The sequence below is a fragment of the Macrococcoides caseolyticum genome (genome assembly GCF_002902665.1).
GTDB lineage: Bacteria > Bacillota > Bacilli > Staphylococcales > Staphylococcaceae > Macrococcoides > Macrococcoides caseolyticum.
Map to the genome: position 1 here is coordinate 121,886 of NZ_PPRM01000008.1, position 12,671 is coordinate 134,556.

At 39.0% G+C, this 12,671-nt stretch carries 10 protein-coding genes; 1 reads left to right on the top strand and 9 read right to left on the bottom strand.

Annotated features, from left to right (window positions below):
- From rlmN to gmk, 8 genes are all read right to left on the bottom strand, one after another.
- Nucleotides 1-1,092: a dual-specificity RNA methyltransferase RlmN gene (gene rlmN / locus CD152_RS02145; protein ID WP_099483204.1), complete on the bottom strand. Its 1,092-nt coding sequence runs from the start codon at nucleotides 1,090-1,092 to the stop codon at nucleotides 1-3.
- Nucleotides 1,092-2,396 (bottom strand): 16S rRNA (cytosine(967)-C(5))-methyltransferase RsmB, encoded by a 1,305-nt coding sequence (gene rsmB / locus CD152_RS02150; RefSeq protein WP_099483205.1) that lies wholly within the window; start codon nucleotides 2,394-2,396, stop codon nucleotides 1,092-1,094. The genes rlmN and rsmB overlap by 1 nt, the downstream gene beginning before the upstream one ends.
- Nucleotides 2,386-3,318: a methionyl-tRNA formyltransferase gene (gene fmt / locus CD152_RS02155; protein WP_101140678.1), complete on the bottom strand. Its 933-nt coding sequence runs from the start codon at nucleotides 3,316-3,318 to the stop codon at nucleotides 2,386-2,388. The genes rsmB and fmt overlap by 11 nt, the downstream gene beginning before the upstream one ends.
- Nucleotides 3,311-3,793: a peptide deformylase gene (gene def / locus CD152_RS02160; RefSeq protein WP_099483207.1), complete on the bottom strand. Its 483-nt coding sequence runs from the start codon at nucleotides 3,791-3,793 to the stop codon at nucleotides 3,311-3,313. The genes fmt and def overlap by 8 nt, the downstream gene beginning before the upstream one ends.
- A gap of 152 nt (nucleotides 3,794-3,945) precedes the next feature.
- Nucleotides 3,946-6,327, bottom strand: a complete 2,382-nt coding sequence (gene priA / locus CD152_RS02165) for a primosomal protein N' (RefSeq protein ID WP_103214316.1) — start codon at nucleotides 6,325-6,327, stop codon at nucleotides 3,946-3,948.
- Nucleotides 6,324-7,502 carry a bifunctional phosphopantothenoylcysteine decarboxylase/phosphopantothenate--cysteine ligase CoaBC gene (gene coaBC / locus CD152_RS02170; protein WP_103214317.1) on the bottom strand — a complete coding sequence of 393 codons (1,179 nt, stop codon included), beginning with the start codon at nucleotides 7,500-7,502 and terminating at the stop codon, nucleotides 6,324-6,326. The genes priA and coaBC overlap by 4 nt, the downstream gene beginning before the upstream one ends.
- 55 nt (nucleotides 7,503-7,557) lie before the next feature.
- Entirely contained in the window at nucleotides 7,558-7,767 is a 210-nt protein-coding gene (gene rpoZ / locus CD152_RS02175; protein ID WP_041635887.1) for a DNA-directed RNA polymerase subunit omega, read from the bottom strand.
- Nucleotides 7,767-8,387 carry a guanylate kinase gene (gmk, locus tag CD152_RS02180; protein WP_103214318.1) on the bottom strand — a complete coding sequence of 207 codons (621 nt, stop codon included), beginning with the start codon at nucleotides 8,385-8,387 and terminating at the stop codon, nucleotides 7,767-7,769. Before gmk ends, rpoZ begins: the two co-directional genes overlap by 1 nt.
- Nucleotides 8,388-8,520: 133 nt before the next feature.
- Between gmk and CD152_RS02185 the strand changes: the two genes are divergently transcribed.
- A complete protein-coding gene (locus CD152_RS02185) occupies nucleotides 8,521-10,203 on the top strand; it encodes an Rqc2 family fibronectin-binding protein (protein WP_101140558.1) in 1,683 nt (560 codons plus the stop codon).
- 94 nt (nucleotides 10,204-10,297) lie between these two features.
- Here CD152_RS02185 and CD152_RS02190 read toward each other — a convergent pair whose 3' ends face one another.
- Nucleotides 10,298-12,355, bottom strand: coding sequence for an AAA family ATPase (locus CD152_RS02190; protein WP_103214319.1), 2,058 nt, complete (start codon nucleotides 12,353-12,355; stop codon nucleotides 10,298-10,300).
- Nucleotides 12,356-12,671: the final 316 nt, after the last annotated feature.

The window sequence follows — 12,671 nt, forward strand, 5'->3', positions numbered from 1 at the left end:
CTACCTCGTTTCTTCTTGTCTCTCTTTCGCTCTTAACTGACCACAAGCTGCGTCAATATCAGAACCGTGTTCACGTCTAATTGTAGCATTGATTCCATTGCGTTTTAATTCTTTTTCAAACTTAAAGATATCTTCTTTCGGCGTACGAACATAGTCACGTTCAGGCACATGATTTACAGGGATCAAATTAACATGGCAGTTGAGGTGTTTGATCAGCTGGGCTAATTCTTTAGCGTGATGAACCTGATCATTTACGCCACCGAATAATCCATATTCAAAAGTAATACGGCGTCCTGTTTTATTGACATAGTATTCGATTGACTCCATCAACTTCTCTAGATCATAAGCGCGATTGATTGGCATTAAGCGACTTCTAATATCATTATTCGGTCCATGTAGACTAAGTGCAAAGTTGATCTGCAGTTCTTCATCAGCAAAGTCATAGATACGTGGGATGATGCCTGATGTAGATACTGTAATATGACGTGCACCGATATTAAGACCGTCATCATGATTAATAACCTTTAAGAAATCCATCATCTCTTCATAGTTTTCAAATGGTTCACCAATACCCATAATAACGACATGGCTTACTCGTTCCCCTACTTCGTCTAATGCTTTTTGAACATTTAATACTTGTGCAACAATTTCGCCAGCTTCTAGATTTCGTTTCAAACCACCTAACGTTGATGCACAGAACGTACAACCGATGCGGCAGCCTACTTGCGTTGTTACACAGACTGAATTGCCATAATCATGACGCATTAACACTGTTTCAATCGTATATCCATCCTGTAATTCAAATAGAAATTTAATCGTACCATCTTTACTTTCCTGCTTAACAACAGTTTTTAACGTTGTCATCGTAAAGTTATCCTCTAACACTTTACGCAGTTCTTTCGATAAATTTGACATCTCTTCAAATGAGTTAACACGTTTTACATATAACCAGTCGTAAATCTGTTTCGCTCTAAAACTTTGCTGACCATGCGTTGCCAGCCATTCTTTTAATTCTCCGAGTTGTAATGAATAGATTGAGGGTTTATCAAAGTTCGGCATGAACTTTTTATTTTTCTTTTCTAATAATGCCATTATTTACACTTCCTTCTTAGTTTTGCAATGAAGAAGCCGTCAGAATTAAAGTCTTGCGGCAACACCTGCAATAATTTTTGCTTACCGATAACCGGTAGTTCAATCGGTTCTATTTCAAAATCTTCATTTTGTTTGATAAATGAATACACAACGTTCTCATTTTCCATCTGTTCAATCGTACAAGTGGAATATACGAGAACACCACCAGGTTTCACGGCGTTAGCCGCATTTTTCAATATTTCAAGCTGCAGTGGCCAAAGCGTATCGATATCCTTCTGTGTCTTGTCATACTTTATCTCTGGTTTACGTTTCATTACACCAAAACCTGAGCACGGTGCATCCACTAATACACGATCATACTGTTTGTCATACGGCATAGTTGCATCGTGCACGCTCGGATGAATATTACGTAGTGACAGACGCGTAATATTATATTGGATTAGATCAATCTTATGTGGATGAACATCATGGCTATCAATATGGCCCGTTCGGTTCATCTTCTCTGCAATATGACATGCTTTACCACCTGGTGCACTACATGCATCAAGTATTGTTTCATCCGGTTGTGGATCCAGCACATTCGCAACAAGCATACTGGACGCATCCTGAACACTTAAGAAACCATGTTTAAATAATTCATGCTGCACGATAGGCGGACCATCGATTGTTAAACATTCAGGTATAATTTCTGATTGTTCAACAGTATAACCTGCTTCAGTTAAACGCTTTATTGCATCTTCTGGCGTAATCTTCGTCGTATTTACACGAACTGTCGTATCTGGATAATTTAGAAATTCTTCCGCCATCTCCCGTGTTGTATCAAATCCAAAGTGTGTATTCCAGTGCTTTATCAGCCAAAGTGGCGTACTTGTTGCAACACTTAAACGTTTCAGGTCATCCTTTATTTCATTTAGGTCACGTAACGGATTACGTTGAAAGTTTCTTAATATCGCATTTACCGTATTTGCACCACCCATTGAGCCTCGACGTTTCGTTATCTCCACCGCTTCATTGATGATGGCATGGTCCGGCACCTTATCTAAATAGACAGACTGATAAATACTCATTAAAATAAGTCTTCTCATCCACCCTTTAATATTCGTCTTAATATAAGGCGCTGCGTAAAATTCGAGCGTCAGTTTACGCTGCAGCGTCCCATATACAAGTTCCGTTAAGAGCGCACGATCAACAGGTTCAACGTACCCTTTTTTTATCGCTTCATTAATCAGTAGATTACTATATGCACCTTCAGTTAAAACTGCATCTAATATTTCTAGTGCAACACTTCTCACATTATGCTTCATTAAATTTCATCCCAACGAGTTGTGACTTCGCACCCGCTACAAAACTTGCAGCATCCATGCGTTTCTTACCAGCTGGTTGTAGTGAAGTAATGCGCACAGCGCCATCATTTGTAGCAATGACTAAACCAGCCTTATCAGCCTGAATAATTTCACCAGGTGTACCACTACCTTCAGCTATTTCAGAAGCCCAAAGTTTCATCGCTTTGCCATCAAAGTTCGCGAATGCAACAGGCCATGGACTTAAACCTCGAATGTGGTTGTGTACCTCAAGCGCCGTGCGGTCAAAAGTGACATACTCTTCTTCGCGACTGACGTTAGAGGCAAATGTCGCTTCACTATCATTCTGAGGTGTGCGGTTGTTCGTACCGCTCAGTACACTTGGCATTACTTCAAGTAATAAATCTGTACCTGCTACACTTAACTTATCATGAAGTGTTCCGACAGTATCATTGATTTCAATCGGTACTTGCACACTGTCGATCATATCTCCTGCATCTAGACGTTTAACCATATACATGATTGTTACACCCGAATACTTCTCACCATTAATAATCGCTTTATGAATCGGTGCACCGCCACGATACTTCGGTAGTAGTGACGCATGTACATTAATACAGCCGAGACGTGGAATATCAAGTACGCGTTCCGGTAATATCTGACCGAAAGCAGCAGTAACGATTAAATCCGGACTGAGCGCATGCACACGCTCAAACGCTTCATCACTTTTCATCGATTCAGGCTGGTACACTTCAATGCCTAGGCTTTCTGCCATCACCTTAACGGGAGGTGGTGTTAGTACGCGCTTACGCCCGACAGGTTTATCCGGCTGTGTAATGACGAGACTTACACCATGCGCTTCATGCAATGCCTTTAAGATTGGTGCTGAAAAGTCAGGCGTACCCATAAATATAATCTTACTCACCGTACATCTCCTCCAGTTCTTCCTCCGTTAACTGTTTCGTCATCTTTTCTGTGAACAGTTCCCCGTATAAGTGATCCACTTCATGCTGAATAATACGCGCAATATCATCATACGCGGTCATTTCAATCTTATTCCCATCTAGATCGTTTGCTTCGATTACAATTTCAATCGAACGATCAACAAGACCGAATACGCCAGGGATTGATAGACAACCTTCTACATCACTTTCCGTCTCTTCTGAATAAGAAACAATCTTCGGGTTCACAAGTTGCAATATACCATCTGCTTCCATATCCACTAAAGCAACCTTTAAATCAACGCCAATCTGAGGTGCAGCAATCCCAACGCCATCATGATGGAATAATGTATCTTCTAAATCTTTGATCAATGCCTTTAAACTCGCATCAAACTGTGTTACATCTTTAACTTCACGATGTAACAATGGGTTTTGTTCTTCTATTAATTGTTTAATCACGTAACTTCTCCTTTATATCTTCAATCATTCTATTTTACATGAAAACGCACTGTATTACCACGTATTGATATAAATGATAAAACTCTCCTTAAACAAAGTTAAAGAGAGTGCTTAGTGTTATTTTACTATATTTTGTGTGTGATGACGAATGATTACATCATCATATACGGGTTTATATCGATATGCAGCGAGAACTTATCTTTCACAAACAGTTCATGATATCGGTCATCGAGATAATTAAGTGCCTTTAACAGTTCGGGTTCTGATTTAAACTTAATCAGTATCTGGAAACGGTGCTGATTATTAATTCGGGCGATTGGGCTTGGTGCGGGTCCGAGTACATACGCTTTCGGTGATAGGTGCTGTACTAATATATCATGTATATGCTTACTTTCGGTCAGTACGGTCTTTAAATTATTGTGCTGCATATTAAGATAGATCATATAGAAGTACGGCGGATACTTGCCGAGTCTTCTGTACTCCATCTCTTCTTTAAAGAAAGCTTTATAGTCATAATTCACCGCATGCTGTATTGCGTAGTGTTCAGGATTATATGTCTGAATGACGACTTCGCCTGTCTTTTCGCTTCGTCCGGCGCGTCCAGCGACTTGTGTTATGAGCTGGAATGTTTTCTCACTTGCTCGGAAGTCCGGTAAGTTAAGCATCGTATCGGCATTCAGTACGCCAACGAGTGTAATGTTGGGGAAATCCAGTCCTTTTGCAATCATCTGTGTGCCGAGTAAAATATTCGCTTCTCCGTTTTTAAACTGTTCAAGCAGTCGTTCGTGTGCACCTTTCTTACGCGTCGTATCATTATCCATACGGATGACTTTTGCATTCTGGAATGTCTGATAGATGATCTCTTCAACCTTCTGCGTACCGACGCCCATCTCGCGTATATGTTCACTTTCACAGCTCGGACATATATTAACAGGTGGTTCCTTATATCCACAATAATGACACTTCAGTTCATCCGTATATTTATGATACGTTAAGCTAATGTCGCAGTTCGGACACATCGGTACGTGTCCGCAGTCACGGCACAGCATAAACTGTGCATGCCCTCTTCTATTTAAGAAGAGCACGACTTGTTCTCCTTTATCAATCTTCTCCTGAATCTTATCATGCAGTACGCTAGAGAACATCGACCTGTTTCCGTTCATCAGTTCGTCTCGCATATTCGAGACAATCATCTCAGGCATCGCGGATTTGTTCGCACGTGTTAACATTTCAAGCTTCGTATAGACACCCTTTTCTGCACGTGCATAACTTTCAAGTGATGGTGTGGCGCTGCCGAGTATGAGTGGACATTGATGATACTGTGCACGCCATTCCGCAATTTCGCGGGCATGGTATCGTGGATAGTCTTCCTGCTTATATGTTGTTTCATGCTCTTCATCGATAATGATGATGCCGATATTTTTAAATGGTGCGAATATACTGGACCTTGCACCGACAGATACGCGTGCATCTCCCATCTTTATCTTACGCCACTCATCATAGCGTTCACCGTTAGAAAGACCCGAGTGCAGTACAGCCACTTCATCACTGAAGCGGGACTTGAATCGATCTACCATCTGAGGTGTCAGCGCAATTTCAGGTACGAGCACGATGGCATCCTGCCCTTTGTCCAGCACTTCTTTAATGAGTTGAAGATATACCTCTGTCTTACCGCTTCCGGTAATCCCATGTAACAGGAATGTTTCTGATTGATCTTTATTAATAGTTGCCATAACAGCGTCATACGCACTCTGCTGTTCATCATGCAGTGCCTTTTCTTTATCTTCAAAGAATACTTTATGCGCATACGGATCTCGCGTCGTTTCAATATTGATTTTTTCTAAAAATCCTTTTTGGACTAAGTTATTGACTACAGCGTTTGATATGCCCTCTTCTTTCAGTTCGATCAATGTCAGTTCTCCTGCATCATTTATGAGTTCGATCGCTCGTATCTGCGTTTCGGATTTTAGCTGTGAAATGATATCATCTACATTCGAGTGATTAAGCTTTACACCGACGAATGTCTTTTTCTTGTATTTTTGAGAGACTTCGATATCTTCAACGATGTCACCACATTCAATATATGGCTTGAGCAGTGAAACAATTTCAAGCTGCTGCGCGCGTTCAAGTGTTAAGGTTGCATCTTTAAAATATTGCGTGAGTTCTTGAGGCAATGTTTCATCGTCTATTAGGCGAAATATCTTTTTATATTTCCCTTTTACTGCATTTGGCAGCATCGCATCGAGCACTGCAATACGTTTTGAGACGTGAGAATAGCTCATCCACTCACTTAACTCTATTAATTCAGGCGTAAGTTCCGGTATAAAGTCCTGAATCGCAATGACAGGTTTCAGCTTGTCGTATTCTGCATTATCCGTCACTGTGATAACATAACCCTGTATTTTTCGTGGGCCAAACGGCACAACAACTCTCTGGCCTGGTACGATATCGCTTTTTAGATGTTCCGGAATATAATAATCAAATAACTTATCAACACGTTTACTATTAACGTCTACGATAACTTTTGCAATCACTTAAATCCCTTCTCTTTTACATGTGATAAGATTTCATGTGCGATGTTCAGCTTAGACTGTTTCGAAATATCGATGTGCGTTCCGTCTTTGAAATACATCGTTACAGCGTTGTCATTCGATTTAAATCCGATCGATTTATCACCCACATTATTTGCAACAATGACATCCGCATTTTTCTTGATGAGTTTACCGCGTGCATACTTTTCAACGTGTTCTGTCTCTGCTGCAAAGCCTACAACAAATTGTATCGTCTTATGCTCACCAATATATTTCAGTATATCCACTGTACGTTTAAATGTAATCGTCAGATCTCCCTCTTGTTTCTTTAATTTCTGATCATGTGTTTCAACTGGTGTATAGTCTGCTACTGCTGCTGCTTTAATAATCAGATCCTGTTCCATATTGTCTCTTACTGCATTGAACATATCTTGTGCACTTTCAGTCTTAATATGACGTACACCATTCGGCACAGGTATTCCTACATCTGCCGATACTAATGTTACGTCTGCTCCTCTTAAGTTTGCTGCTTCAGCTAAACTATACCCCATCTTACCCGACGAACGATTCGTCAAATAGCGCACTGGATCTATTGTTTCAATTGTAGGTCCTGCTGTAATCAATACTTTCTTGCCTTGCAAATCTTTTTCTATATTATCTTCAGCAATAAATTTCATGATTTCTAGCGGCTCGCCCATACGTCCTTTTGCTATATAGCCACAGGCCAGGAAACCTTCTCCTGGTTCTATGAATTTGAATCCGCGCTTCAGTAACGTTTGAATGTTATCTATTACTGCTGGATTATTGTACATATTACTGTTCATCGCAGGTGCTAGATAAATCGTCTTCGTAAACGCAAGTACAGTTGCAGTCAGCATATTGTCACTGATACCATGTGCAATCTTACCGAGCGTTGATGCAGTTAATGGTGCGATGATCATAATATCTGCCCAGTCTCCAAGAGCAATATGCTGAATTTCTGCCGGGTTATGTTCCACGAAGATATCTGTGTATACAGGATTTCTGCTTAACGCCTGAAATGCAAGTGGCGTCACAAACTGCTCTGCACTCTCCGTCATGATGACACGCACTTCATGACCATTCTGTACGAGCTTACTTGTTAAATCTATCGCTTTATATACCGCAATCCCACCAGTAACGCCTAATACAATCTTCATAAGTCTAAATTCCTCCTATAAAAAAACTGACAAACATTACATTTGTCAGTTTACACTATTCCTCAGGGTGTGCGCTTGTAATATGAATCTTACCTGCAGCAATCTCTTCTAAAGACTGACCAACAGGTTTATACGATAGGTATCGGTCATTCAATTTTACATCTGGATGATCCTGCATTTCACGTGCACGTTTCGCTGCAAGGGTTACGATTAAATATTTAGAATTCACTTTTTCTTTTAATTTATCTAATGGTGGGTTTAACATTATTTTGCCTCCAGTATCATTTTTCTGAATCGTGCTTCTACACGTTCACGTTTTAAATGTTCAGCTCCAACAATCATCTGAACCTTTTCCTTTGCATCCATCACTTCATCATTGATCACTACGTAATCATAGAGATTCATCATCTCCACTTCTTTACGTGCTTCACTTATTCTATGATTGATGACTTCCTGACTTTCAGTGCCACGACCGATAAGTCGTTCCTCTAGATGCTCAAGTGTTGGTGGCGCTAAGAAGATAAATAGCGCTTCAGGAAATTTCTTTCTGACTTGCTTTGCACCTTCAACTTCAATCTCTAAAAATACATCCTTACCACGTTCCATAGTATCCTTAACATACTGTACAGGGGTCCCGTAGTAGTTCCCGACATATTCAGCATATTCGATAAATGCATCTTGCTCGATCAGTGCTTCAAATTCTTCACGTGACTTAAAGAAATAATCTACACCATCTACTTCGCCTTCACGTTTGTTTCTCGTCGTCATTGAAATTGAGTATTCGAAATCAGTATCCGGATCCTCAAATATCGCACGACGCACAGTTCCCTTACCAACTCCAGAGGGACCAGATAATACAATTAATAAACCTTTTTCTATATCCATGTCTACGACCTTTCATAAAAATGATATAAATTAAATTTATCATATAAATGGATAAAAATATAGATGAAACATTCGCCTTGTGAAATTGTTATTTCATGTTACACTATAAACATTATGAAAAGAAGGTGAAAACATGGCTTTTGACGGCTTATTTACGCATCAGATGATTAAAGAAATATCATTTCTAGAAACGGCACGAATCAATAAGATTACACAGCCTGATCAATTTACGGTTATCTTAACGATAAGAGCGAACCGCAAAAATCAAAAATTAATGCTCTCAATACATCCAAACTTTGCACGTATGCAAATCACAAATAATCAACTCGATAATCCATTCGAACCTCCGATGTTCTTACGTGTGCTACGTAAACATATTGAAGGTGGTATCGTCGAACGTATCGAACAGATTGGAAATGATCGTATTGTTCATTTTACCATCAACAATACCGATGAAATTGGTGATCGCATTAAGCGACATCTCTATCTGGAAATAATGGGGAAACACAGTAACCTCATCTTAACAGATGATAGCAATAAAATATTAGACAGCTTCAAACACTTAACACCAAACACAAACAGCGCACGTACTTTAATGCCTGGATTCAACTACGAGTTCCCACCAACAGACAAGAAGACAAATCCATTCACAGTAGATACAATCAGCGACAAGCTTGATAACACGCTTGCTATTCATAAAGCAGTGTTAAGACTACTAGAAGGTTTTAGTCCGCTTGCAGTCAAGGAGATGCTATCGATGGATACTGATGTCGATATCGCATTTAATCGATTTATGCAGACGTTACAAACGAATGCTTCAACGTTTTCCATTGATGGCAAAGAAGATTTCTATTTCCGACCAGTAGCGCATGGTATATATACCGAATCATATAGTAGTCTCAGCGAAATGCTGGATATCTATTATAAAGACCGCGCAGTACGTGAACGTGTCCGTAACCAGACGAACGATCTTTCACGTCACTTAAATTCATTACTTCAAAAAAATGAAAAGAAACTCGCAAAACTTGTTGATGAACTAGAACAGACAAAACAGATGGACGAGATGAATCTTTATGGAGAACTTATAACGAGCAATATGTATCAGCTCAAACAAGGCATGGATGAATTCATAACGAAAAACTATTATAATGAAGAGACTGTGACAATTCCATTGAACCCTAGAAAATCACCCGCAGAGAACGCACAGTATTACTACAAACAATACAATCGTCTAAAAACACGTAAAGCGCATGCCGCTGAACAGATAAAGGCGACGCAGGATGAAATAGCATATATAGAAACGATTCAGATGCAGCTGGATCATATTTCTGTAGACGATATCGATGATATCCGTACAGAGCTTGCAGAGCAAAATTTTATCAAGAAAAAACATAAAACAAAACAATCTAAAAAACAGCAGTCCTCTATCGATTATTACTTATCGCGTGACGGCCAAGAAATTGTGGTCGGCCGCAATAACCTTCAAAATGAATACATTACGCATAAATTAGGGCGCAACAACTATCTATGGTTTCATACAAAAGATATTCCAGGCAGTCATGTCGTGATTCTTGATAGCAATCCAACAGATGGCACAGTTGAAGATGCTGCAATGCTTGCCGGCTACTTCTCAAAAGCACAAGGTTCCTCTAAAATCCCAGTTGATTATACAGAAATCAAGCATGTGCATAAACCAAGCGGTGCTAAACCCGGATTCGTAACGTATACCGATCAGAGTACTGTCATGGTTACACCTGAAGAAGACTATGTCGAACATTTAAGAAACAGCTATTTAAATAAGGAATTACCAAATTAACAGTTAATTTGGTAATTCCTTTTCATTTTTTACAAAAAAGAGCAAGGACCAGATTGCTAAGTAATCTGGTCCTTGCTCATGCTAATCCTAATAATTATTCTTTAACCATTAAACCATCTTCAGCTTCATTCAGGTCGATGGTCACATGTTTTACATCAATATGATCTAAATAGTAATCCGTAATAGAATCACGTACTTCACTTTCGATCAATCGACGTAATGGTCTTGCACCTAAAGCCTGATCATAGCCATGCTCGACTAACCAGTCTTTCGCACGTTCTGTTACTTCCATATCTATTGATTTACGTGCAACTACCTCCTGCACATCTTGTAATAATAGTTCTACAATTTGTTTCAAATCTTCTTTAGCTAAATGCTTAAATTCAACAATCGCATTGAAACGATTTAAAAATTCAGGTCTGAAGTATCCTTTTAACTCTTCATAGATAGATGTGCGTTCATGGTCTTCACCAAATGATGCATTACTTGTTGCTATTATTATCGTATTCTTAAAGTTTACCGTATTACCTTGACCATCAGTCAGAGCACCGTCATCTAATACTTGCAGCAGCAATGTCAGAACCTGAGGATGTGCTTTTTCAATTTCATCTAATAAGATGACTGAATATGGATTACGACGTACTTGTTCAGTTAATGTATTCGAGTTGTCATCATATCCAACGTAACCGGCAGTTGTACCAATCATTTTAGAGACAGCTGTCTGATCCATATATTCACTCATATCCAGACGAATCATCGATTCAGTCGTACCAAATAGTTCTAAAGAGAGTTGTTTAGCAAGCTCTGTCTTACCGACACCTGTTGGACCTACAAACAAGAAGCTGCCGATTGGACGATTACCATCATCAAATCCTGCACGATTACGTCTGATTGCTTTCGCAACAGCTTGAACAGCTTCATCCTGACCGATGACTTTACTTGCAAGTCTGGATTGCATATGTTTTAGACGCTCAATTTCATTATCATCCATCTGAGAAACGGGCACACCTGTCATGCGTTCTACAGTAGCAGACACATCTTCTTTTGTGACATGATTACTTTCCACACCGGCTGATAATTTGTCTTTTAAAGCTTTAATCTTCATCTGCAATTCCTGCGCACGATTAAAGTCTTCCTGCTCGACAACCTGCAACTTCTCAGCTTCAAGAGCTTCAATTTCTTTTTCAATCTCTACTTTGTCTACAACCGTATTACGTGATGAAATATGCGCTGCTGTAATATCCATCAAATCAATTGCTTTATCCGGTAGCATGCGGCCCGGCATATATTGAATAGATAAATCAACGATTGTTTCTATCACCTCATCATCAATCTTAACATGATGGTGGTTTTCATAATTTTCCTTGATTCCTTTTAAGATTTTAATTGTATCTGCTTTCGACGGTTCATTCACAACAACTTCATTAAAACGACGAGCAAGTGCCGGATCTTTCATTATGTTATTGCGATACTCGTCCTGTGTTGTTGCACCGATAATAGATATCTCACCACGACTAAGCGCTGGTTTTAATATATCGGACAAACCTTTGCTTCCAGAGTCTCCTCCAGTCGACCCACTGCCAATAATCTGATGAATTTCATCGATGAATAATACTACATTCCCTTGCGCTTTTACTTCTTCAAGTAATTTCTGTACATTCTCTTCAAACGCACCACGATACTGAGTCCCCGCTTCAAGCGCTGACACATCGATTGAAATGATTTCCTTATCCTTAATCGAAGCTGGTACATCCCCTTTTACAATTGCCTGGGCAAGACCTTCAACGACTGCAGTCTTACCTACACCTGCTTCACCGACTAGTATCGGATTGTTCTTAATTCGACGACTTAATACTTCAGCAGCTTGACGAACTTCGGATTCTCTACCTATAACGGGATCTAATTGGTTGTTTCTTGCTTCTTCTGTCAAATTTCTTCCTATCTTATTTAAGAAACTATCGCTCGTTTGTTGTAAAGTATGAGGTTGATGTTGCTGTTGCTGTTGCTGTTGCTGTTGATGTTGCTGTATCGCCTCACTCGATACTTCCTGACCGTTAATATAAAACTTGCGTGAGACCTGTCCTTTATTCATTTCATTAAACATTCTATTAAAAATCGCATCAAAATTATTATCAAAAATATCATTATTCATATTAAATCACTCCTATATTCAATTTTCATCGTACTAACAGAAGTTTCTTATCACTTCTTTAATTACATTATACACTAATAGCCAAATATAGTCAAACTAATTTTTGATTTTATTTGAACAATTAAATTCAGATTTTTTTTATACTAAATAAAATTAGTGCTAACAGAAGTTTCTTATCACTTCTGTAATTACATTATACACCAATAGCCAAATATAGTCAAACTAATTTTTGATTTTATTTGACCAATTAGATTCAGGTTTTTTTTATACTAAATAAAATTAATTGTATTTTTAACTGTAATTAATTACATATATT